This is a genomic window from Sporosarcina obsidiansis, assembly GCF_009651005.1.
Classification (GTDB): Bacteria; Bacillota; Bacilli; order Bacillales_A; family Planococcaceae; genus Sporosarcina; species Sporosarcina obsidiansis.
This window is the reverse complement of the sequence record NZ_WHVW01000031.1, coordinates 1-23678: the sequence shown is the minus strand read 5'-3', so window position 1 is coordinate 23678 and position 23678 is coordinate 1. Positions and strand designations below refer to the sequence as shown.

Below are 23678 nucleotides of genomic sequence, written 5' to 3'. Positions count from 1 at the left end.
TCTCTGATTTTAGTACCGAAATGACAAAAGGGTTGGAAATCGTTACGATTTCCAACCCTTTTGTCTACAGTCTGAAAGAATCCTCTACTTTTATTAGTAGAGGATTCTTGTGTTTATTTCGATTATTTATTGTGCCTGAGCAAAAGCTTGAGACAATTCATTCGTCATCTCATTCTTTTCGTTTTCATCTGCACGTTGCCAAAGCTGTTCAAAGAATACGCCGAGCCCAGGCAATAAATGCTCTTCGCCACGCTGAATTGCATCGTCAATCACACTGCGGACATCAGCCGAGCTATTATTTGTCATATTCGCAGCAATCGCATCACGTATTTGAAAATTCATTTGATCAACCTCCCACTCTCATCTTTTCCACAACAGTCGCTAAATATACGCTCTTTTGGTACACTGAAAATAAAAAAGGATGTACAGCCTCTTGAATAAACGAATCGAGTCAACTCAAAATTCACTAGTAAAGCATTGGAAGAAGTTAGTGACTTCACGAAAAGAACGAGATCAAACAAATGAATTTCTTGTGGAAGGGTTTCATCTTGTCGAAGAAGCCTTGAAACATCAAGATCTAGTGATTCAACTGCTAGTGCGTGAGGATATTGATATACCAGCTCATTGGTCAGCGCCCATCATCGAAGTAACAGCTGCTGTTGCTAAAGAGATATCAGAGACCGAGCAATCACAAGGCATTTTTGCTTATTGTAAACAACCACAGTATGACGAGAAGGACCAGCATCAATGGAAACAATTGTTGTTGATCGATGCAGTCCAAGATCCAGGCAATATTGGAACGATGATACGTACAGCAGATGCAGCAGGTCTGGATGCAGTCGTACTTGGAAAAGGCTGTGCTGATCCATTTAATCCGAAGACTGTACGCTCTGCGCAAGGTTCACATTTCCATATTCCTGTTGTTCGGGGAGAATTAGCTCCATGGATGAATCGTCTGCAATCGAACGAGATATCAGTCATTGGCACCGGTCTTCAGGAAGCAGTTTCTCTTCATGCATTGGAAGCCCGCTCGAATTTTGCTTTGCTCGTAGGCAATGAAGGAAGCGGTGTTCAAAAAGACTTGTTATCGCAAGCGGACCAAGTAGTGAAAATTCCGTTGTATGGACAGGCTGAATCGCTGAACGTCGCTGTCGCAACAGGCATTTTACTCTACACACTACGTCAACAATGACTTCACTATTGAAGGCATTATTGATTTACGGTATACTGTGAGATGAATCAAATAAAAAGCAACGACCGGGAAAAGTACATGGCTAGACACGTTCTTAGGGATTTCACACCTCGACTGAAAGTGTGAAAAACGCTGCCCCATCGAATTCACCCCGCGAGCTGCACGCCAGGACCAGCAATGTAAAGGCGTGCCGGCAAAGGACCGTTATTCCAATTCAAGTGATTTTGCATCATGTTCTTCAAGATGCAAACTAATCAGGGTGGTACCGCGAAATCGACCTCGTCCCTTTTATAGGGGCGAGTTTTTTGTTTTTCGGAAATCATGTAAATGGAACTTTTAACCTTTTGTGAATTGACTTTTTTTTACAGAGTAATCTCTAGTTGATTTTCGTTTCTGGCGGCGACTCCAGTAGGATCAGCGTGACAGGTGAGACCCTGGACTGAGCGTAGCGAGGGAAGCGGCTCACCCACGCCCCACGGAAAGTGACCGCCCGCAACGGAAATCAACGGTTGGATTTAAAAGACTCTATGAAGGATAATTAAGCCATTACATATTTTTAACCGCCACTAAAATCAAGAGAGGAGCAATCAAACATGAAAGAACAACTGCATGAACTAAAAGAACAAGTCATGGGAAAAATTAAAGAATCCCAAACCGTTAAAGAACTAAACGACGTACGCGTAGCCTACCTTGGGAAAAAAGGTCCTATCACAGATCTACTAAAAGGAATGGGTAAACTCCCAGCGGACGAACGTCCAAAAATGGGGGCTCTCGTCAATGAAATCCGTGAAAGTGTAACCGAAATTCTTGAACAGCGCAAAGAAATCTTGGAACAACAAGCCATCCAAGAACAGCTCGAAAAAGAATCCATCGACGTCACACTTCCAGGTCGTCCAGTACAACTTGGCAATCATCATCCACTCACACGTGTAGTTGAAGAAATCGAAGACTTCTTCATCAGCATGGGATATGAAATAGCGGAAGGACCTGAAGTGGAAAAAGACTACTACAATTTTGAGGCATTAAACCTTCCAAAAGGACACCCAGCTCGTGATATGCAGGATTCTTTCTATATTACGGAAGACATTTTACTGCGTACCCACACATCACCTGTACAAGCTCGTACAATGGAAGCAAAAGAAGGTTCCTCCATTAAAATAATTTGTCCAGGAAAAGTGTACAGACGCGATTCAGATGACGCAACGCATTCACATCAGTTTACTCAAATTGAAGGATTGGTCGTCGGCGAAAACATCCGGATGAGTGATCTGAAAGGCACCCTAGATTTATTGGCAAAAAAATTGTTTGGAGCAGATCGTGAAATCCGTTTGCGTCCAAGTTTCTTCCCGTTCACTGAACCTTCTGTAGAGATGGACATTTCTTGCTTTAAATGTGGCGGCTCTGGCTGTAACGTCTGTAAGAAAACGGGCTGGATCGAGATTTTGGGTGCAGGAATGGTGCATCCGAACGTTCTACAAATGGCAGGTTATAATCCAGAAGAAGTGTCTGGTTTTGCGTTCGGTATGGGGCCTGAACGGATTGCAATGTTAAAATACGGTGTGGAAGATATTCGTCATTTCTATACAAATGACATTCGTTTTATTTCACAATTCCACCGGGCAGAGGCGTAAGGAGGAGTACACATGTTAGTATCAACAAATTGGTTAAGCAAGTATGTAGATTGGAATGAACTCAGCGTAGAGGAACTAGCGGAAAAAATCACACGTGCGGGTATTGAGGTAGACGGCATTATTGACCGTTCATTTGGCATGGATCATGTAGTTGTCGGCTATGTAACAGACTGTGTAAAGCATCCAGAAGCGGATAAGTTAAACATTTGCAAAGTGGATGTTGGAGAAGAAATCACTCAAATTATTTGTGGAGCACCGAATATTGCGCAAGGTCAAAAAGTGATCGTGGCACGTCCGGGAGCTGTCTTGCCAGGTGGAATGAAAATTAAGAAAGCAAAACTTCGTGGCGAAGAGTCGAATGGCATGATCTGTTCATTGCAAGAGCTAGGCATTGAAGGCAAGCTTGTTCCAAAAGCGTATGCGGAAGGAATCTACGTATTGCCGAGCGATGCGAAAGCAGGAGAAAATGCATTGACACTTCTAGGCTTATACGATCAAGTGCTAGAATTTGATCTGACGCCAAACCGTTCTGATGCGTTAAGTATGCTTGGAGCCGCTTATGAAGTAGGCGCGATTCTCTCCAAAGAAGTCAAGCTTCCAGCTATTTCTTATGAGACGTCTTCTGAAAAAGCACAAGACTATTTGAAGTTGACAGTTGAAAGTCCCGAAGATAATCCGATGTATGTTGCAAAAGTTGTGAAAAACGTCAAAGTCGCTGAATCACCACTTTGGCTTCAAAATACACTAATGTCTGCTGGAATCCGTCCGCATAATAATATCGTTGACATTACGAACTATGTGTTGATGGAATATGGACAGCCACTTCATGCGTTTGACTACGACCGTCTAGAAACGAAAGAAATAGTTGTACGTCATGCGCGCGAAGGCGAAAAAATGGTGACGCTTGATCAGGCGGAACGTACATTGAAAGAACGTCAACTAGTCATCACAAATGGAGTGGAGCCGGTTGCACTTGCAGGTGTAATGGGTGGCGCGAATTCAGAAGTACATGAAGGAACATCGACTGTCGTCATTGAATCAGCCTATTTCGCACCTAGCTCTGTACGCCAAACGTCTAAAGAGGTTGGATTACGTAGTGATGCAAGTACGCGTTTTGAAAAAGGTGTAGATCCAAATCGAGTAGCGGACGCGGCAGAACGTGCAGCGCAATTGATGGCTGAACTAGCTGGTGGAGAAGTATTAGAAGGTTCTGTTCAGTTTGATGAATTGGATAAAACATCTGAGAAAATCATCTTGTCACCGGACTATGTCAATAATCGCTTAGGTATGAAAATTCCAATGGATGAAATGAAAACGATTATGGACAGATTACAAATTCCGACCGAAGCGATCAATGGTCAGCTCGTGATGAATATTCCGACTAGACGTCAAGATTTGCGAATTAAAGAAGATATGATTGAAGAGATCGCCCGATTATATGGTTATGACGAAATTCCGAAAACATTACCTGTTGTAGAAAGTACACCAGGCGGATTAACACCGTATCAAGCGAAAAGAAGAATTGTTCGTAGATTTTTAGAAGCAGCTGGTCTTTCGCAGGCTTTAACTTACTCATTGACTTCACCAAAGGATGCACAATCTTTCGCATTAGAAACTGCTCCTGTCACTGAGCTTCTCATGCCGATGAGTGAAGAGCGTAGTGTCCTTCGTCAAAGCTTGATTCCGCATTTATTGGATGCTGCTACGTATAATGTGGCGCGTCGTAATGAATCGGTTGCACTCTACGAAACAGGCTCTGTGTTCTTAGGTATCGAAGAGGATGGATTGCCGAAAGAAGTCGAGCATGTGGCGGCAGTTTTGACAGGTAAATGGGTACATCACGCATGGCAAGCTGAGACGAAAAAAGTAGATTTCTTTGTTATGAAAGGGATTGTGGAAGGGATGTTCGAACAGCTAAGTCTGCTGGAACGAGTTCAATTCACACAATCAGTAGTAGAAGGTATGCATCCAGGTCGTACCGCAACTGTTTTGTTGGATGGGGAAGAGGTAGGCTTACTTGGTCAAGTGCATCCGACTGTACAAAATCAACGCGACTTGCAAGAAACGTACGTCATGGAAATGAATTTGCGTAGAATTATGGAAACTGCTGCTGGAGAGCTATTCTATGAGCAAGTGCCACGCTATCCGTCTATTTCTCGTGATATTGCATTAGTAGTCGACCGTGGAACATCTGCCGCGCACTTGCAGTCGATCATCAATCAAGCAGGTGGAAAGCTACTGAAGAATGTTCAGCTATTTGATTTGTACGAAGGGAAGAATGTGGAAGAAGGAAAGAAATCTTTAGCATTCTCATTGACGTACTTTGATCCTGAACGTACATTGACAGATGAAGAAGTAGTGAAGGCGCACAATAAAGTTCTAGATGCATTAACTGTACAAGCGAACGCTCAGCTTAGATCGTAATTAGAGAAAACAACCGCAGTTCCTTTCGGGGAGAGCGGTTGTTTTTATTTTTTATTTTTTATAAGCAAGCTTCAACGCCTTTTGTGTGTTGGCAAAATGTACTTTCGTAATAGAATGTAAGAAGGGTTCACCTTTTCTTCGAAGGATCTGGCAAGCGATTTGATCTACTTTTGGGCCGGCTCCTTTTGGTAACGTAACACCAGCAAGCGCGCTCAGCTGATCCATTTGTTCTAGATATGCGACACGAGCTAAAATGGATGCAGTCGCTACAGAAACATGCAAATTTTCCGCTTTAGTAGAGAACAACACCTTGTCTTGAATAATAGTGGCTTCGTTTTTCAGGTGTTTGTAATAAATCTGACGTTCGGCAAACTGGTCGATCAATATATATTCGGGCGTAGCCGGTTTCATTTGTTCTAAAACTTGTTGAATGGCTTGATTGTGAAGGACGGCTTTGATCTTTCCTTGTGACCACCCTTGACTTTGGATCTCATTGTATTTGGCATTATCTAGAGTCAACACGCAATGTGGGACGACTTGTTTTAAGTCATATGCAATTTGTTGCATATAGGCATCCGTCAATTGTTTAGAATCTTTTACCCCTAATTCGCGTACTAATTCGATTTTTTCACTGCTAACATAACAGGCAGCTACCGTAATTGGACCAAAAAAGTCGCCTGTCCCGGTTTCATCTGAACCGATGACAGATAAAGAGGCGAAATTATCCGGTAAAACGTCACCTTTTGCTATGGAGCTTTTGGTTTTAGCTGCAGTAGAAACCGTACCCCAGCGCGCTGCTTCCCGATCTGCACCAACTCCTTGAAACAGTACCTTTCCTGATCGATAGGCAGTAATGGATGTATCGGCTATTTTGGCAGCGAAAATGACACCTGGTGCATTTCGAGTGATTTTATTTGATTCATAAAACCTTAACACTTCTGGCATTTCTTTTTCAGTTAAGACAATCACTTGATTACTCAATAGAGATTTCACTCACTTCCTAAAGGGATTTACTTAGTAGTATACCTGAAAGGGGGGTGTGCAATGAAAGATAAAGTGTAAAACTAGCAGAGACGATGCCCAAATGAGGCATAATTGATTCACAACTAAATGTTTTTCATGGTATGATTGTACACAGGGTTTTTGAGCAAATTCAGCAGAAGTGCTCACTTTTATTAGTGAGGGAGAAATGCATAGTCTCCCTTATTCAGTGGGATCCAAATCTCGGCTGAATCAAGAGAATTTTTCGAGCGAAAATCTGGAATCAATTACGCATATTCGTAATTGATAGAGGAGGGCGGAATATTGGCGGACGAAGAAAAGACAAGAGTGGCAGTTGAAATTTATGGACAAACTTATACGATCGTTGGCACAGAATCGTCTGGCCATGTACGTCATGTAGCCTCGCTCGTTAATGAGAGAATGCGGGATATTAGTAAACGCAATCCTTATTTGGACAGAACGAAAATCGCAGTTCTCACGGCGGTCAACAGTGTACACGACTATTTAAAACTAGAAGAAAAAGTACAACAGTTGGAAGAAGAAGTGAAAAAGTTGAAGGGTTGAGAGGCGAAATATGATTGATTTACTGATAGTTTTCTTGTTAGTCGGCGGCTTAATCACAGGCTTCAGACGCGGTTTAATCGTACAACTGATCCATATGTTTGGATTGATTTTATCGATTATCGTTGCGTATATGTATTACAAACCGTTAGCAGAGAAGCTAATCTTATGGATTCCTTATCCAGGTGCTACAGCAGATGCGAAATTAAGCTGGACATTCGAACACTTAGATTTAGATATGACATTCTATCGACTCATTGCATTTATATTTATTTTTGTTGCAGTCAAATTAGTGTTGCAGTTGATCGGTTCCATGTTAGACTTTTTGAAGCATTTACCTGTTCTCGGATTTGGTTCGCGTTTAGTTGGTGCAGGGCTAGGATTTATTGAATTTTATTTCATCATCTTTTTCTTTTTATCGGTTCTAGCGATTTTGCCGATTGAAGTGATACAAAACTCATTGCGTCATTCGTTACTGGCAAAAGCGATGTTCGAACATACACCAGTTATTTCATCTGCAATTAAAAATTGGTGGTTTGTATATATGGGGTAACCCTTGAAAGTAGTGTACATATGGACTGAAAAGCTTCCCGTTACCGTGGAAGCTTTTTTAACAGAGTGAGGAGGATCTCAAATTGAATAAAAAGACGATTATCCGGACGTTTGAAAAAATTGCTTTATATATGGAGTTGCTCGGAGAAAACCATTTCAAAGTTGCGGCTTTCCGAAAAGCGGCATCTGTACTCGAATTAGATACCAGAAGCCTAGCTGAAATGCACGATATCCTAAGCTTAAAAGGCATTGGAAAAGGGACTGGAGCTGTCATTACGGATTTAATGGAAACAGGGACATCGGAAGTATTGAAGGAATTGGAAGAGCAAGTTCCAAAAGGATTGATCCCACTTTTAAATATTCCAGGATTAGGTGGTAAAAAGATTGCGAAATTGCGTGAAGCGTTGGGCATCGATTCAGTAGAAGCGCTCCGTGAAGCGTGTGAGAAGAATGAGGTAAGTAAAGTACCTGGATTTGGGAAAAAGACGGAAGAAAATATAGTAAGAGAAATCGATTTGTTGGCTGAACGTTCTGGTAAAACACCGATTTGGCAAGTGGAAAAGGTAGTAGACTTGGTAGAGGCAGAATTACAACTTATAGAAGAGATCGAACAGTTTCAAGTAGCAGGCAGTTATCGAAGACGGGAAGAAGAAAGTTCGGATGTAGACTGGATTTTGGTTACAGAAAATCCACAAATTGTACGCGAAAAACTAGTTTCTGCTTTACCGATCGAAAAGATCATTGCAGCTGGTGATGCAAAAATTTCCATTTCGCTAGACACAGAAAATCCAATTGATGCCGATTTTCGATTTGTTACGAATGTTCAATTTGCGACTGCTCTTCATCATTTCACTGGTTCAGCGGCACATAATGTTCGGTTACGTCAGCTTGCGAAAAGTAGAAAGTTGAAAATTAGCGAGTACGGTGTGGAAGATGAAGCAGGCAATGTTCAGACATTCAAGACGGAAGAAGAATTTTTCGCCCACTTTGACTTGCCTTTTATTCCACCGAGTCTTCGAAAAGATGGTTCGGAGCTTGAACGTGCAAATGAACTATCGATACTTGTAAAACCAGAGCAAATTCGTTCGGATTTGCATATGCATACAACTTGGTCAGATGGTGGTTATTCCATTGAAGAAATGGTACAAGCTTGCCGAGCAAAAGGTTATTCCCATATGGTCATCACGGATCATTCACATTATTTAAAGGTAGCGAATGGTTTAACGCCTGAACGACTGCTTACACAAATAGAAGAAATTCGTGCTGTTAGTGCAAAATATGATGATATAGAAGTGTTTTGTGGTACAGAAATGGATATTTTGCCAGATGGGAAATTGGATTTTGACGATGAGGTTTTGCAACAATTGGACTTTGTGATCGCCTCGATTCACTCTAGCTTCAATCAACCGCAAGAACAGATTATGGAACGTTTACATTCAGCCTGCAAAAACCCTTACGTCCATATGATCGCGCATCCAACAGGTCGAATTATTGGGCAACGTGAAGGGTATAATCCGGATATGGAACAGTTAATCAATTGGGCGAGCGAGTACGGAAAAATACTTGAAGTGAATGCGAATCCATATCGTTTAGATTTGCGTACAGAACATTTGTTACGAGCGAAAGAAGCGGGCGTTTTAATTGCGATTAATACAGATGCACATGCGATCGAACAGCTTGAGTATATGCCAATAGGTGTAGAGTATGCCCAAAAAGCTTGGCTTCCAGCTGATCAGGTTATCAATACTTGGTCGCTTGAAACCTTCACCCAGAAAGTGATTCGTAGATGAAAGGAAGTGTGAGACATTGGAAAAACGTGTCTTAAAAACACTTGAATTTGATAAAATTATTCAGCAAGTCGCAATGCATTGTACGTCAGTAGCAGGAAGAACACATGTGGAACAACTTGTGCCTTCGCATGAGTTAGAAGATGTCAATCGATTATTGGAAGAAACTGATGAAGGATTAGCTCTTTTACGCATACGAGGAAATGTTCCAATGGGCGGCATACATGATATTCGTCCTCATGCCAAACGCGCACAAATCGGAGGAATGCTAAGTGCGATGGAGCTCGTAGAAATTGCGGACACCATTCGTGCTAGTAGGATTCTCCGTCAGTTTATTGAAGCGGTGACAGCAGAAGGAGAAATTCACATCCCTCATTTAGTAGTTCGCAAAGAAGCGATGCCCATCTTGACCGGAATAGAACATGAAATCAATGCTGCGATTGACGATAATGGCCGCGTGGTGGATAGCGCTTCTTCTGCTTTACGTTCCATACGACAAAGTTTACGAGTGCAAGAAAGTCGAGTGCGCGAACGGTTGGAAAGCTATACGAGAGGCAAAAATGCAGCGAAAATGCTTTCGGATTCCATTGTCACGATGCGTAATGATCGTTACGTAATTCCAGTAAAAGCAGAATATCGATCTCATTATGGCGGTGTCATTCATGACATGTCTTCTTCAGGACAAACATTATTTATTGAGCCTGATGCAGTCGTTCAAGCAAACAATGAAATTCGAGGATTAAAAGTGAAAGAGCAAGAAGAGATTGAGAAAATTTTGCTCGCGTTGTCCGCGAGTGTTCAAGAAGTGGCACATGATCTTTTTACGTTGGTACAGCTGTTAGCGGAAGTAGATGTCATTTTAGCTAAAGCGAAATACGGAACTGCCAATAAATGCACTAAACCTACTGTCAATGGAGAAGGCTATATTCGACTTGCAAAAGCCCGTCATCCCTTATTGCCAATAGAAGAAGCAGTAGCGAATACAATTGAATTTGGTCATGATATTACGACGATCGTCATCACGGGACCCAATACAGGCGGTAAGACAGTTACACTGAAAACAGTTGGTCTATGTACATTGATGGCGCAGGCTGGACTGCCAATCCCTGTACTTGATGGTTCAGAAATCGCTGTCTTTGATTCTATTTACGCTGATATCGGAGACGAGCAGTCGATTGAACAAAGTTTGAGTACATTCTCTTCCCACATGGTTAACATTGTCGACATCTTAAAGAAATTCGATGACCGTTCTTTGTTATTGTTTGACGAACTAGGTTCTGGGACAGACCCGCAAGAAGGGGCTGCATTGGCTATCGCGATATTGGATGAAGTGCATGGCAGCGGGGCACGCGTCATGGCTACTACCCATTATCCAGAATTAAAAGCGTACGGCTATAATCGCCCAGGCGTTGCAAATGCCAGTGTGGAATTTGATATTGATACGTTAAGTCCTACCTATCGGTTGCTGATCGGTGTACCTGGTAGAAGCAATGCGTTTGAAATTTCGAAACGACTCGGACTACATCACCACATTATTGATCGAGCAAAGGGCTTTACAGGTGAGGACCGTGGAGAAGTGGACTCCATGATTGCTTCACTGGAAACAAGCCGTGTGCAGTCTGAAAAAGATGCAGAACGGACACATGACTTGCTTCTCGAAACAGAGCAATTAAAAAAAGAATTACATGCCAAGTTAGCGGAATTCGAGGAGCAGAAAGACCGTTTGACAGAAGCCGCAAAAGAACGCGCGAAAAAAATTGTGGAACAGGCAAAATTGGAATCAGAAGCTGTTATTTCCGATTTGCGTGCGCTGCGTCTGAATGCAGGGGCTAGCGTTAAAGAACACGAACTGATCGAAGCACGCAAACGGCTGGAAGGTGCTACGCCTGCAGAAAAGAAACAGAAAGCGATCAAAGCGAAAGCTGCTCCGCGTCCATTACAAAAAGGCGATGAAGTAAAAGTGCTGGCATACGGTCAAAAAGGGACGCTCGTGGAGAAAGTATCCGATAAAGAATGGGTTGTAGAAATCGGGATTTTAAAAATGAAATTGTCTGAATCAGGACTTGAATATGTAAAACCAGAAAAAGAAAAGAAACAAGTAACCTCTGCTGCAGTCCGAGGGCGTTCAGGTCATGTGAAATTGGAGTTAGACCTACGTGGAGAGCGTTATGAAGATGCCATTGCTCGAACTGAAAAGTATATCGATGACGCATTACTGTCTAATTACCATCAAGTCTCGATTATTCACGGAAAAGGGACAGGGGCTTTGCAAAAAGGTGTCCAGCAATATTTGAAAAAACATTCCCGAGTCAACTCTTATCGTTTTGGTGAGGCAGGAGAAGGCGGACATGGTGTAACGATTGTGGAATTAAAATAAATTGAAACCTTTCGGCACTTTGAATCGTAAGACAAGCAAGAGAACATAAAGAAGGTGCCGAATTTATGAATCAGACAGGTTTTTGGAGTCATCCATTAGTAGAGACAGCAGGATATTTTAGCGTCGTCACGTTATGTTTGATCGTCTCCATGGTTTTATTTGAAATCGTAACAAAATATAAAAACTGGGAAGAAATTCGAAAAGGTAATCTGGCGGTTGCTATGGCAACGGGCGGTAAAATTTTTGGAGTGGCAAATATTTTTCGCTATTCCATTGAGCAGCACAACAGCTTACCACAAATGATGGGCTGGGGATTGTTCGGTTTTACATTGCTCGTTTTCGCTTACCTTTTATTCGAATTCTTGACGCCGAAATTTAAAGTGGATGATGAAATTCAAGCGGATAATCGTTCGGTCGGATTTATCTCGCTTTGTATTTCGGTCGGTCTCTCCTTTGTTATAGGAGCCAGTATTTCTTAGGAGATTGTACATTATGGAAAGATTAATTAAAATTTTATTTGTAGTCTGTGCTCTTTTTGTTGTACTTGGAGTCATTTGGCTCTTCACCAACACGCCTTGACTTATAGTCGGGCGTGTTTTTACATGGAAATTAAGTTGAAAATACGATTATCAACTCGGTTATAAAGAAAAAATCTAACTAGCGAAGGCGCAACTGCGGGGCCAGCCGCAACGTTACCAGGTCCGATCCTTCCAAACATCACATAAGCATAATAACCATTACTCTTTCATACACTAAAACACCAACACTATCTGTCTATTAAACCAATGTCTGATAGACTTCCCAAAAATCATACTACAACCCTTTTCGCTTCATCAACAAGTGAAGCGCTTTCATATTTATCTTGTAAACTAATTAGTTTATCGATATACTAATGAACAAGGAATATTCAAACAATTAATACATGTAAAGGAGTTGTGATTATGACACAAAAACCTTGGCTGGCGACGTATCCCCCGGAAATTCCGACAACGCTGGAATATGAACAAATTCCATTGCAAGATTACTTGACGAGGTCTGGTAAAAAGTATCCTGACAAAACAGCAATCCATTTTATGGGGAAGGATATCTCGTTCAAGGAATTTTATGAATCTGCATTGAAGTTTGCAACCTACTTGCAAAAACTAGGGGTTGAAAAAGGTGATCGTGTCGCGATCATGTTGCCCAATTGTCCGCAAGGTGCCATTGCGTATTATGGTATATTATATGCAGGTGGAATTGTCGTCCAGACAAACCCTCTCTACACAGAACGAGAATTATCGTACCAGATGTCTGATTCAGGAGCAAAAGTCATTATCTCGCTCGATATTTTATTTCCGCGAATCTCAAAAGTAATGAAAGAAACCTCTCTAGAACACATCATTGTTGCAGGGATCAAAGACTATCTACCATTTCCTAAAAACTTGATCTACCCGTTCATTCAGAAGAAAGAGCATGGTCTAACTATCAAGATAGAACATCGGGGAGTTCACCATCTTTATACGGAAATCATGAAATCAACAAAACCGGAGCCGGTTCATGTAGCATTTAAAAAAGATGATATCGCCTTGCTCCAGTATACGGGAGGAACAACAGGACCACCCAAAGGTGTAGAGCTCACACATGCGAATTTGATCAGTAATACGGAAATGTGTAGCGCTTGGCTATACAAAACGGAAGATGGGAAAGAAACAATTATGGGGATTTTACCTTTTTTTCATGTCTACGGGATGACCACCGTATTGATTTTTGCAGTTATGAAAGGTCATCGAATGATATTAATTCCTAAATTTGATTTCAAGACGGCTTTAAAAGCAATCGATAAACAAAAGCCAACACTGTTTCCGGGTGCACCGACTATTTATATTGGTCTACTAAATCACCCTGACTTATCAAAATATGACCTATCATCTATTAAAGCATGCATTAGTGGTTCTGCGGCTTTACCAATCGAAGTGAAAGAAAAGTTCGAGGCGGTTACAGGTGGAAAACTTGTGGAAGGCTATGGACTTACAGAAACCTCACCCGTTGCTTTAGCTAACTTTGTATGGGATGGACTTGAAAAAAGAGGATCCATTGGTGTACCTTGGCCAGACACAGATGCTTGTATTTTAGGACCTGGCTCAACAGAATCATTACCGATTGGAGAAATTGGTGAAATTGCAGTAAAAGGTCCACAAGTAATGATAGGTTATTGGAACAGACCAGATGATACGGCTGAATCTTTCCGTGATGCTTGGTTTTTGACAGGGGATTTAGGATATATGGATGAAGACGGATACTTTTATATTGTAGACCGTAAAAAAGATATGATTATTGCGAGTGGTTTCAATGTCTATCCTCGAGAAATCGAAGAAGTATTATATGAACATCCAGCCATTCAAGAGTGTATCGTGGCAGGTGTGCCAGATCCTTACCGTGGAGAAACGGTCAAAGCTTATATTGTCTTTAAGGAAGGTCAATCAGTAACTGAGAAAGATTTAGATAAATATTGCAGGAAGCAACTCGCAGCATTCAAAGTTCCAAAGAGGTATGAATTCCGAGATGATTTGCCAAAAACAGCGGTTGGTAAAATTTTACGCAGATCTTTAGTGGAAGAAGAAAGAAAAAAACTAACGGAAGATCAAGATTCTTTGAAAAGTTCCTAACAAAATGCTTGACGCCAACTGAAAAGTTTATTATTATGAAAATATGAATGAATCATCATTCATATTTTCTTTTTTGGTGGTGAAACAAATTGAAACGGACAAAGCCTAAATATAAACAAATCGTAGATGCTGCAGTAATTGTAATTGCAGAAAATGGATACCACCAAGCTCAAGTTTCCAAAATTGCGAAAGAAGCTGGAGTGGCAGACGGGACCATCTATCTTTATTTCAAAAATAAAGAAGATATCCTAATCTCCGTATTCAGAGAAAAAATGGCGATTTTTGCAGAAAACATTAAAGAAATACTGACAAAAGATCTTCCCATCTCAGAAAAATTATTTCAAGTAGTAGAAAATCATTTTAGAGTGTTACAAGATGATCCTCATTTGGCCATTGTGACACAATTGGAACTCAGACAATCAAATAAAGAGCTTCGCTTCCAAATCAACAACGTGCTGAAAGAATACGTACTCTTACTCGATAATTTATTGGAACAAGGAGTGGAAAAGGGTGAGCTTTCTTCAGACCTTGATTTGCGCCTTGCTCGACAAATGTTATTCGGTACGATGGATGAAACGACTACTTCTTGGGTGATGAACGATCAGAAGTACGACTTAATCAGTCTTGCCCCGAAAGTTAGCCGTATGTTATTGCATGGTTATCAGCAACAGTAACTAAAGACTGTTGGAAGGAGATGTAAGAGATGACGTTGATTAAAATGGAGAAAGATGGACATGTCGCACTTGCGAAAATCGACCATCCACCAGCCAATGCACTTTCCTCGAAATTAATCGAGGAAGTGGATCAGCTGTTAACAGAAGTAGAGAATGACCAAGATGTCCGGGTGGTGGTACTGTATGGTGAAGGTAGATTCTTCTCCGCAGGTGCTGACATTAAAGAATTTACAACCGTTGGATCTGGCGAAGCGTTCACCACGCTCTCTAGTAAAGGACAGCAGGTGTTTGAACGTTTAGAAAATTTCCCTAAACCTGTAATCGCTTCCATTCACGGTGCAGCTCTTGGTGGTGGCCTAGAGTTAGCGATGGCTTGTCATATCCGTCTTGTTACAAAGTCGGCCAAGCTTGGATTACCTGAACTTCAGTTAGGACTCATTCCTGGATTTGCGGGAACACAGCGACTCCCGCGTTTAGTAGGTGTTGCTAAAGCAGCAGAAATCATGCTGACGAGTGATTCGATTTCAGGTGAGGAAGCTGTTCAATGGGGACTTGCCAATCATGCGTATTCGGATGAAGAACTTTCGAGCGAAACGTTACAGCTCGCGAAGAAGATCTCGCTCAAGAGCCCGATTGCCGTAAAACACGCACTAAAGATGCTTACTTTTTCAAAAGATCAATATTTTTATGAAGGCGTTGAAGCAGAAGCGAAATCATTCGGTGAAGTGTTTGTGTCAAACGATGCGAAAGAAGGAATACAAGCATTTATTGAAAAGCGTCAACCTACATTTACTGGAAAGTAATTATTGAATAGGAGGTTCTATTAATGAACATTTATGCATTAGTAAAAAGAACATTTGATACAGAAGAAAAAATCTCTATCTCCAATGGTGCGATTTCAGAAGACGGAGCGGAATTCATCATCAATCCATATGATGAATACGCAGTGGAAGAAGCGATTCAATTACGTGACGAGCACGGCGGTGAAGTGACTGTCCTATCGATAGGTGAAGAAGATGCAGAGAAACAATTGCGCACAGCGTTAGCAATGGGCGCAGACAAAGCCGTGTTGATCAATGTGGAAGACGATATTGATAGTATAGATGAATTCACGTCTGCTAAAATCATTGCAGATTACTTGAAAGATAAAGATGTAGATTTGATTCTCGCAGGTAACGTAGCAATCGATGGGGGTTCTGGTCAAGTAGGCCCTCGTGTAGCAGAATTATTAGGAATTAACTATGTAACTACTATTACGGATTTGAAGATTAGTGGAACGAACGCGACAGTCGTGCGTGATGTTGAAGGAGATTCAGAGACAATCGAAACTTCTTTGCCTCTACTTGTGACTGCACAACAAGGGTTAAACGAACCACGTTATCCTTCTTTGCCAGGTATTATGAAAGCGAAGAAAAAGCCACTAGATGAAATAGAGTTCGACGATTTAGATCTAGACGAAGATGAAGTGGAAGCGAAGACGGAAACTATCGAAGTGTTCCTGCCACCTGAAAAAGCAGCAGGTCGTGTGTTGGATGGTGAAGCAGCAGATCAAGCAGCTGAGCTCATAAAGTTATTGCATTCCGAAGCGAAAGTAATTTAATTCATATAGAACCGTAATAGGAGGGACTACATTATGTCGAAGAAAATACTAGTTTTAGGTGAAGTGCGCGATGGTGAACTGCGTAACGTATCATTTGAGGCTGTTGCTGCAGCGAAGAAAATTTCAGGTGATGGAGAAATCGTCGCCGTCTTAATCGGAGATCAAGTCCAATCATTAGGTGAAGAAATGATTCATTATGGAGCGGACCGTGTTGTAACGGTTGAGCACCCACATTTAAAACACTATACATCTGACGGTTTTGGTCAGGCGTTCATGGCAGTGTATGAAGACGAGTCGCCGGAAGGAATCGTGTTTGGTCACACAGCTATGGGGAAAGATTTATCGCCTAAAATCGCTAGCAAACTTTCTTCTGGATTGATTTCAGATGTCACAAAAATTGAAGGAGAAGGGGATGACGCAGAATTCATCCGCCCGATTTATTCAGGAAAAGCATTTGAAAAAGTAGAGATTAAAGATGGTTTGCTCTTTATAACGGTACGTCCGAACAATATTGAGCCTTTAGCACATGATACAAGCCGCACAGGTGATGTAACGGCTAAGAGTGTGGAAATTTCTAATTTGCGTTCGGTTATTAAGGATGTCGTAAGGAAATCAACAGAAGGCGTCGATCTGTCGGAAGCAAAAGTTATCGTGGCAGGTGGTCGTGGCGTCAAAGGACCAGAAGGATTCGAGCCATTAAAGGAATTGGCTGATCTTTTAGGCGGAGCAGTAGGTGCTTCACGTGGTGCATGTGACGCAGATTACTGTGATTATTCATTGCAAATAGGTCAAACAGGTAAAGTCGTAACGCCAGACTTATATATTGCAGCAGGAATTTCAGGAGCGATTCAGCACGTAGCGGGAATGTCTAACTCGAAAGTTATCGTAGCGATCAATAAAGATCCAGAAGCGAATATCTTCAAAATTGCGGACTATGGCATCGTAGGAGATATTTTTGAAATCATTCCATTAATGATTGAAGAAATAAAGAAATTAAAAGTAAGCTAATCAAAACGTGGTGTAAGCATTTGTTTAGCCCCTATGAAACCTCCGTGATATAATGCCAATATAGTTGTAGATTAAAGGAGGTAATGCAGATGGCAATTATTAATGCGACAGATGCAGATTTTGCTGAAAACGTTAAAGAAGGCGTTGTACTTGTAGACTTTTGGGCACCTTGGTGTGGACCATGTAAAATGATCGCGCCTGTACTTGAAGAACTTTCAGGTGAAGTAGAAGGTAAAGCGAATATCGTCAAAGTTAACGTAGATGATAACCAAGCAACAGCAAGCCAGTTCGGAATCATGTCTATTCCAACACTTCTTCTATTTAAAGATGGAGAAGTTGCAGAAAAGGTTGTAGGATTCCAACCGAAAGAAGCACTTGCACAACTTGTTGAAAAACACGCATAAATACAAGAGACCGGGAGCTATCATAGCCGCCCGGTCTTTTAGTAGGTGAAAATAATGAATGAAATTATTGAACATAAACTATCGATCCTCCCCGATCTGCCTGGCTGCTATTTAATGAAAGATCGGCAAGGCACCGTCATCTATGTGGGCAAAGCGAAAGTGTTGAAAAACCGTGTGAGAAGTTATTTTACAGGTTCACATGATGGCAAGACACAGCGACTTGTTGGGGAAATTGAGGACTTTGAATATATTATAACCAATACGGAAATTGAAGCACTCATTCTGGAACTGAACTTGATCAAGAAATATGATCCGAAATACAATATTATGCTGAAAGATGACAAAACGTATCCTTATTTAAAGATTACGAACGAACGGCACCCAAAACTCATCATTACAAGGAAAGTTAACAAAAAATCAGGGAAATATTTTGGACCTTATCCGAACGCGACGGCAGCTCATGAAACGAAGAAGTTGTTGGACCGCCTATATCCTTATCGGAAATGCCAGAATATCCCGACTCGCGCTTGTCTGTATTATCATATAGGGCAATGTCTCGCACCTTGTATAAAAGAAGTGCCAGCTGAAGCTTACAGCGAAATGATCAATGATATTACTCGTTTCCTTAATGGTGGCTATAAAGAAGTGAAAAAAGAATTACAGCTAAAGATGAATGAGGCTTCTGAGCAATTGGATTTCGAACGAGCAAAAGAATACCGCGATCAAATTATCAATATTGAAACGGTTATGGAAAAACAGAATATGAGCGCGAATGACTTCACGGATCGGGATATTTTTGGCTATGCAGTTGATAAAGGATGGATGTGTGTCCAAGTATTCTTCGTTCGTCAAGGGAAATTGATTGAACGGGATGTTTCCATATTTCCAGCTTATCAAGAACCAGCAGATGAATTATTAACGTTCCTCGGTCGTTTTTACGGGGAAGCAGAACATCTATTGCCTAAAGAGGTCCATCTTCCTGAAACAGTGGATTTGTCGCTTGCTGAACAATTGTTGGACACTCATGTTTTTGTTCCACAGCGAGGAAAAAAGAAAGATCTAGTTCAATTAGCGGAAAAGAATGCTGCTATCGCGTTACGTGCCAAATTCCAATTAATCGAGCGCCAAGAAGAGCGTACAATTGGAGCTTGTGAAGAGCTTGGAGAGGCCATGTCCATTAGCACGCCACTGCGGATTGAAGCATTTGATAACTCCCATACACATGGTGTGGAGCCGGTTTCCGCCATGATTTCATTCGTGGATGGTAGACCGAACCGAAAAGATTATAGAAAGTATAAAACCAAGACGGCCGCTGCACATGATGACTACGGTGCGATGCGGGAAGTCATCAGACGACGGTATACTCGAGTACTAAAAGATCATCTACCCTTACCCGATTTGATCGTAATTGATGGTGGGAAAGGTCAAATGGAAATCGCTCGGGAAGTGCTGGAAGACGAACTAGGTTTAGCCGTTCCTATAGCGGGATTAGCGAAAGATGACAAGCATAACACTGCACAATTGCTTTATGGAAGTCCTGGTAACTCTCCTGAAATCGTTCCTTTGAAGAAAACGAGCGAGGCATTTTATTTATTGCAACGGATTCAAGACGAAGTCCACCGATTTGCAATTACTTTTCACCGTCAGCGAAGAGGGGCCTCTTCTTTAACTTCATCACTCGATGGTATTGAAGGAGTAGGACCAAAGCGTAAACAGCAATTGCTCAAACATTTCAAGACAGTGAAAGCGATCCGTCAAGCAACAGCGGAGCAACTAAAAGAAGCAGGACTATCTGACAAAGTAGCCCAAAACTTAATCACACATTTCCAACAATCTGAACCAAAAGAAAACCCCTGACCTATTGAAGGATTAGGGGTTATATGAGTGATTTGGGATCACCTTTAACAATAAAGTGGATATGATTCTCTTTCAGCATTTTCTGACCGTAACACTCAGTCAAATAACCATTTAATTTTTGATACTGTTCAGCTAGAAATCCTGCTTCAAGCGAACAAGAGCCGCCAGAAATCTCAAGTAGACTACTATTATGTAAGGTATAATGTGTTTCTTGTTTAACGACCTTTTCAATTACCAATTGACCCCATCCTGCTTCAGCAAAAAATGCAGGCAATTCATCAAGTGATAAAACGGGAAAATTTCTTGCCATGTCTTTTCCAAGCCAATACAAAATATCATCTTCGTGCTTACCAAGTAGTGTGGGGAGTAAATGATCCCGCAGTAGGTTATAGCCGAAGTTTGTGGCTTGCGGTTGTTGATTATTCAATAGTTTACAATCCTTTCAAGAAAAAATTCAAACAAGATCAGAGCATTTTTTGGAAAAATCATAATAAAGGATAAAAAGTAGACAGCGTCTTGACCTGCTAGATACAGAGGAGTACAATGTACATGTTATCATATTGTACCACGAAGAGAGATGCCAAGGAAGTGCAGCCAAATAGAGAAACTGCATTTTACAAGGAAGATCTCAGAAATAAGGGAGGGTAAAAGACTTGTCGAAAGAATCAGATTTTTTCTTGCGCCGTCTACACTCGTTGCTTGGTGTCATCCCAGTCGGACTATTTGTTGCACAACACTTAGTCATTAACCACTTTGCAACGCGCGGTGAAGAAGCGTTCAACAATGCATCTAACTTTATGGGGAACTTGCCGTTTGTTTTATTCTTGGAATGGTTTATTATCTACATTCCATTAATGTTCCACGCTTTTTATGGAGTGTACATAGCTTTTTCTGCGAAATACAACGTGAACCGTTACGGCACATTCCGCAACTGGATGTTTGCGCTACAACGTTTTACAGGTGTATTCCTAGTCATCTTCATCGCATGGCATGTGTACGAAACAAGAATTCAAAAAGCTCTTGGGGCAGAAGTAGACTTCAACATGATGGCGGATATCTTATCTAATCCACTTATGCTTGTATTCTATATTGTCGGAATTCTATCCGCGACGTTCCACTTGGCAAACGGACTTTGGTCTTTCTGTGTCACTTGGGGTATCGCACAATCACCAAATTCACAAAAAATCGTTTCTTATATTACGATGATCGTTTTCTTAGTGCTTTCAGTAATCGGTATTCAAGCACTTCTAGCTTTCGTTTGATCAACCAACCTATGAAATCATGTATAAATGAGGAGTGAAACAATAATGGCAAAAGGCAGATTGATTGTCGTCGGTGGAGGATTAGCTGGTTTAATGGCTACCATCAAGTCAGCAGAAGCTGGCACACCGGTTGACTTGTTCTCGCTAGTACCAGTGAAACGTTCCCACTCTGTATGTGCCCAAGGCGGCATTAACGGTGCTGTAAATACGAAAGGTGAAGGCGACTCAGTCGATATTCACTTTGACGATACGGTTTACGGTGGAGACTTTCTAGCGAATCAAAAACCAGTGCAAGCAATGACGGCAGCAGCTCCTGGTATTATCCATTTATTGGACCGTATGGGCGTTATGTTTAACCGTACTCCAGAAGGTCTATTGGATTTCCGTCGTTTCGGTGGTACACTTCACCACCGTACAGCGTATGCGGGTGCTACAACTGGACAACAATTACTGTATGCTCTGGATGAACAAGTTCGTTCTCACGAGGTAGCAGGATTAGTACAGAAATACGAACACTGGGAATTCCTAGGAATCATCATGGATGAAGACGGAGTTTGCCGCGGGATCAAAGCGCAAAACATGAAGACAATGGAAATTCAAGCATTCAAAGCGGATGCAGTCATCATGGCAACGGGTGGACCGGGGATCATCTTCGGTAAATCTACGAACTCTGTGATCAACACAGGTTCAGCAGCTTCTATCGTTTATCAGCAAGGTGCCTACTATGCAAATGGAGAATTCATCCAAATTCACCCAACTGCAATTCCAGGAGACGATAAACTTCGTCTAATGAGCGAATCTGCACGTGGTGAAGGTGGACGTGTTTGGACATATAAAGATGGTAAGCCTTGGTACTTCTTAGAAGAAAAATATCCGGATTACGGTAACCTTGTACCACGTGATATCGCGACACGTGAGATTTTTGATGTCTGCGTAAATCAAAAATTAGGTGTCAACGGTGAGAACATGGTGTACTTGGATCTCTCTCATAAAGATCCGAAAGAATTGGATATTAAACTAGGTGGAATCATCGAAATTTACGAAAAGTTCACAGGCGACGACCCTCGTAAATTACCAATGAAAATCTTCCCTGCAGTTCACTATTCGATGGGTGGACTATGGGTTGACGATCATCAGCAAACGAACATTCCTGGCTTATTTGCAGCTGGTGAATGTGATTATTCACAGCACGGTGCAAACCGTTTAGGTGCGAACTCGTTGCTTTCTGCAATCTATGGTGGAATGGTCGCTGGACCGAACGCTATCGAGTACATGAAAGGACTTAAACGTACTGCGGATGAATTACCATCTACTATTTATGACACTGCGGTTAAAGAAGAGCAGCAAAAATGGGAAGATACACTCAAAATGGATGGTACGGAAAATGCGTACGTGCTTCATAGAGAGCTTGGCGAGTGGATGACTGACAATGTTACGGTTGTTCGTTTCAATGATAAATTGAAACAAACAGACGATAAAATTGTTGAGTTACTTGAGCGTTATGAAAACATTAACATTAATGATACACAACAATGGTCTAACCAAGGTGCCATGTTTACACGTCAGTTGAAAAATATGCTATACCTAGCTCGTGTAATCACGTTGGGCGCGTTGAATCGTGATGAAAGCCGCGGTGCACACTATAAGCCGGACTTCCCAAATCGTGACGACGAGAACTTCTTGAAAACAACAATGGCGAAATTTGACGGAGTATCTGCACCAATCATCTCGTACGAAGAGGTAGATGTTTCTCTTATCCCTCCACGTAAACGCGATTACTCTGCGAAGAAGGGAGATTGACAAAAGTGAGCGAACAACAAACAGCAACTGCAAATAAAACAGTCGTGTTTGAGATTCAGCGCCAGGACACTGCGACTTCAAGCCCATATATGGAGAAGTTTGAAATTCCTTATCGTCCAAATATGAACGTAATTTCTGCGCTCATGGAAATCAGACGTAACCCGGTGAACGCAAAAGGTGAAAAAACAACACCTGTGAACTGGGATATGAACTGTTTGGAAGAAGTTTGTGGTGCATGTTCTATGGTCATCAATGGTCGTCCACGCCAGTCTTGTACGGCTTTGGTAGATCAGCTGACACAACCAATTCGTCTAGAACCTATGCGTACTTTCCCAGTTGTCCGTGACTTAGTCGTGGATCGTGAATTCATGTTTGATTCATTGAAACGCATTAAAGCATGGGTGCCGATCGATGGAACGTATGATTTGGGAGAAGGACCTCGTATGCCTGAGCGTAAACGTCAGTGGGCATATGAATTGTCTAAATGTATGACATGTGGTGTATGTTTGGAGGCATGTCCAAACGTAAATGATAAAACGAACTTTATGGGACCTGCTTTGATGTCACAAGTTCGTTTGTTCAACACGCATCCGACGGGTTCAATGAACAAAGACGAGCGTTTGGCTACAGTAATGGCAGACGGCGGAATCACAGAGTGTGGTAACTCACAAAACTGTGTAGTAGCTTGTCCAAAAGGTATTCCGTTGACGACTTCTATCGGTGCAATCGGTAGAGCGACAACGATCCAAATGTTCAAAAACTTCTTCGGAAGTGACCATCAAGTAGACTAAGATTTATACAAGACGACTCACCTTTATGGTGAGTCGTTTCAGACTGTAGACAAAAGGGTTGGAAATCGTAACGATTTCCAACCCTTTTGTCATTTCGGTACTAAAATCAGA

Annotated in this window: 20 protein-coding genes, 1 pseudogene and 1 other annotated feature; of the genes and pseudogenes, 18 read left to right on the top strand and 3 right to left on the bottom strand. The window is 41.6% G+C overall.

All coding sequences use genetic code 11. From position 1 onward, the window contains the following. Positions 1-126: 126 nt before the first annotated feature. A complete protein-coding gene (sspI, locus tag GD002_RS16835) occupies positions 127-342 on the bottom strand; it encodes a small acid-soluble spore protein SspI (RefSeq protein WP_153733532.1) in 216 nt (71 codons plus the stop codon). Positions 343-421: 79 nt separating this feature from the next. Here sspI and GD002_RS16830 point away from each other — a divergent pair, with 79 nt between their 5' ends. From GD002_RS16830 to pheT, 3 genes are all read left to right on the top strand, one after another. Next, positions 422-1192, top strand: coding sequence for a TrmH family RNA methyltransferase (locus tag GD002_RS16830; protein WP_153733531.1), 771 nt, complete (start codon positions 422-424; stop codon positions 1190-1192). Between the two features lie 52 nt (positions 1193-1244). Beyond that, positions 1245-1482 (top strand) — a binding site (T-box leader). Between the two features lie 303 nt (positions 1483-1785). Beyond that, complete coding sequence (gene pheS / locus GD002_RS16825; protein WP_153733530.1) at positions 1786-2823, top strand: phenylalanine--tRNA ligase subunit alpha; 1038 nt, start codon at positions 1786-1788, stop codon at positions 2821-2823. 12 nt (positions 2824-2835) lie between these two features. Beyond that, a complete protein-coding gene (gene pheT / locus GD002_RS16820) occupies positions 2836-5247 on the top strand; it encodes a phenylalanine--tRNA ligase subunit beta (protein ID WP_153733529.1) in 2412 nt (803 codons plus the stop codon). A gap of 51 nt (positions 5248-5298) precedes the next feature. Here pheT and rnhC read toward each other — a convergent pair whose 3' ends face one another. Continuing rightward, complete coding sequence (gene rnhC / locus GD002_RS16815) at positions 5299-6228, bottom strand: ribonuclease HIII (RefSeq protein ID WP_153733528.1); 930 nt, start codon at positions 6226-6228, stop codon at positions 5299-5301. Between the two features lie 324 nt (positions 6229-6552). On the opposite strand from rnhC, the gene zapA reads away from it, so the two are divergent. The 12 genes and pseudogenes from zapA to uvrC all read left to right on the top strand — a co-directional run bounded on the left by zapA (position 6553) and on the right by uvrC (position 19714). After that, positions 6553-6813: a cell division protein ZapA gene (zapA, locus tag GD002_RS16810; protein ID WP_153733527.1), complete on the top strand. Its 261-nt coding sequence runs from the start codon at positions 6553-6555 to the stop codon at positions 6811-6813. Positions 6814-6823: 10 nt separating this feature from the next. Beyond that, positions 6824-7363 carry a CvpA family protein gene (locus tag GD002_RS16805; protein ID WP_153733526.1) on the top strand — a complete coding sequence of 180 codons (540 nt, stop codon included), beginning with the start codon at positions 6824-6826 and terminating at the stop codon, positions 7361-7363. Positions 7364-7445: 82 nt separating this feature from the next. Further along, the gene (gene polX / locus GD002_RS16800; RefSeq protein ID WP_153733525.1) at positions 7446-9152 is read left to right on the top strand and encodes a DNA polymerase/3'-5' exonuclease PolX; all 1707 of its coding nucleotides are present in this window, start codon (positions 7446-7448) and stop codon (positions 9150-9152) included. Positions 9153-9168: 16 nt separating this feature from the next. After that, the gene (locus tag GD002_RS16795; RefSeq protein ID WP_153733524.1) at positions 9169-11526 is read left to right on the top strand and encodes an endonuclease MutS2; all 2358 of its coding nucleotides are present in this window, start codon (positions 9169-9171) and stop codon (positions 11524-11526) included. Between the two features lie 65 nt (positions 11527-11591). After that, on the top strand, positions 11592-12005 hold the full coding sequence (locus GD002_RS16790; RefSeq protein ID WP_153733523.1) for a DUF350 domain-containing protein: 414 nt from the start codon (positions 11592-11594) through the stop codon (positions 12003-12005). Positions 12006-12467: 462 nt separating this feature from the next. Further along, positions 12468-14171, top strand: coding sequence for a long-chain-fatty-acid--CoA ligase (locus GD002_RS16785; protein ID WP_153733522.1), 1704 nt, complete (start codon positions 12468-12470; stop codon positions 14169-14171). Positions 14172-14260: 89 nt separating this feature from the next. Next, complete coding sequence (locus tag GD002_RS16780) at positions 14261-14845, top strand: TetR/AcrR family transcriptional regulator (RefSeq protein ID WP_153733521.1); 585 nt, start codon at positions 14261-14263, stop codon at positions 14843-14845. Between the two features lie 29 nt (positions 14846-14874). Next, entirely contained in the window at positions 14875-15648 is a 774-nt protein-coding gene (locus GD002_RS16775; RefSeq protein WP_153733520.1) for an enoyl-CoA hydratase, read from the top strand. Positions 15649-15671: 23 nt separating this feature from the next. Then, positions 15672-16445, top strand: coding sequence for an electron transfer flavoprotein subunit beta/FixA family protein (locus GD002_RS16770; RefSeq protein WP_153733519.1), 774 nt, complete (start codon positions 15672-15674; stop codon positions 16443-16445). Positions 16446-16478: 33 nt separating this feature from the next. Then, on the top strand, positions 16479-17453 hold the full coding sequence (locus tag GD002_RS16765) for an electron transfer flavoprotein subunit alpha/FixB family protein (RefSeq protein ID WP_153733518.1): 975 nt from the start codon (positions 16479-16481) through the stop codon (positions 17451-17453). 80 nt (positions 17454-17533) lie between these two features. Then, positions 17534-17857 (top strand): annotated as a pseudogene (gene trxA, locus GD002_RS16760) (thioredoxin); the annotation flags it as partial. A 54-nt stretch (positions 17858-17911) separates the two neighbouring features. Beyond that, entirely contained in the window at positions 17912-19714 is a 1803-nt protein-coding gene (uvrC, locus tag GD002_RS16755) for an excinuclease ABC subunit UvrC (RefSeq protein ID WP_153733516.1), read from the top strand. A gap of 19 nt (positions 19715-19733) precedes the next feature. Here the strand turns inward: uvrC and GD002_RS16750 are convergent, their stop codons facing one another. Then, positions 19734-20141 (bottom strand): YslB family protein, encoded by a 408-nt coding sequence (locus GD002_RS16750; protein ID WP_153733515.1) that lies wholly within the window; start codon positions 20139-20141, stop codon positions 19734-19736. 226 nt (positions 20142-20367) lie between these two features. Between GD002_RS16750 and GD002_RS16745 the strand changes: the two genes are divergently transcribed. The 3 genes from GD002_RS16745 to sdhB are packed head-to-tail and all read left to right on the top strand — an operon-like array spanning position 20368 to position 23567. Then, positions 20368-20976, top strand: a complete 609-nt coding sequence (locus GD002_RS16745) for a succinate dehydrogenase cytochrome b558 subunit (protein WP_153733514.1) — start codon at positions 20368-20370, stop codon at positions 20974-20976. A 45-nt stretch (positions 20977-21021) separates the two neighbouring features. Continuing rightward, the gene (sdhA, locus tag GD002_RS16740) at positions 21022-22776 is read left to right on the top strand and encodes a succinate dehydrogenase flavoprotein subunit (RefSeq protein WP_153733513.1); all 1755 of its coding nucleotides are present in this window, start codon (positions 21022-21024) and stop codon (positions 22774-22776) included. Then, entirely contained in the window at positions 22773-23567 is a 795-nt protein-coding gene (gene sdhB, locus GD002_RS16735) for a succinate dehydrogenase iron-sulfur subunit (RefSeq protein WP_194841663.1), read from the top strand. Before sdhA ends, sdhB begins: the two co-directional genes overlap by 4 nt. Positions 23568-23678: the final 111 nt, after the last annotated feature.

What these genes read in the sequence shown, in the direction of transcription:
- GD002_RS16830 (WP_153733531.1), top strand. Translation starts at nt 422, where the DNA reads ATGTACAGCCTCTTGAATAAACGAATCGAGTCAACTCAAAATTCACTA.
- GD002_RS16805 (WP_153733526.1), top strand. Translation starts at nt 6,824, where the DNA reads ATGATTGATTTACTGATAGTTTTCTTGTTAGTCGGCGGCTTAATCACA.
- GD002_RS16765 (WP_153733518.1), top strand. Translation starts at nt 16,479, where the DNA reads ATGTCGAAGAAAATACTAGTTTTAGGTGAAGTGCGCGATGGTGAACTG.
- uvrC (WP_153733516.1), top strand. Translation starts at nt 17,912, where the DNA reads ATGAATGAAATTATTGAACATAAACTATCGATCCTCCCCGATCTGCCT.
- GD002_RS16770 (WP_153733519.1), top strand. Translation starts at nt 15,672, where the DNA reads ATGAACATTTATGCATTAGTAAAAAGAACATTTGATACAGAAGAAAAA.
- GD002_RS16775 (WP_153733520.1), top strand. Translation starts at nt 14,875, where the DNA reads ATGACGTTGATTAAAATGGAGAAAGATGGACATGTCGCACTTGCGAAA.
- GD002_RS16785 (WP_153733522.1), top strand. Translation starts at nt 12,468, where the DNA reads ATGACACAAAAACCTTGGCTGGCGACGTATCCCCCGGAAATTCCGACA.
- sspI (WP_153733532.1), bottom strand. Translation starts at nt 342, where the DNA reads ATGAATTTTCAAATACGTGATGCGATTGCTGCGAATATGACAAATAAT.
- pheS (WP_153733530.1), top strand. Translation starts at nt 1,786, where the DNA reads ATGAAAGAACAACTGCATGAACTAAAAGAACAAGTCATGGGAAAAATT.
- sdhA (WP_153733513.1), top strand. Translation starts at nt 21,022, where the DNA reads ATGGCAAAAGGCAGATTGATTGTCGTCGGTGGAGGATTAGCTGGTTTA.
- pheT (WP_153733529.1), top strand. Translation starts at nt 2,836, where the DNA reads ATGTTAGTATCAACAAATTGGTTAAGCAAGTATGTAGATTGGAATGAA.
- GD002_RS16790 (WP_153733523.1), top strand. Translation starts at nt 11,592, where the DNA reads ATGAATCAGACAGGTTTTTGGAGTCATCCATTAGTAGAGACAGCAGGA.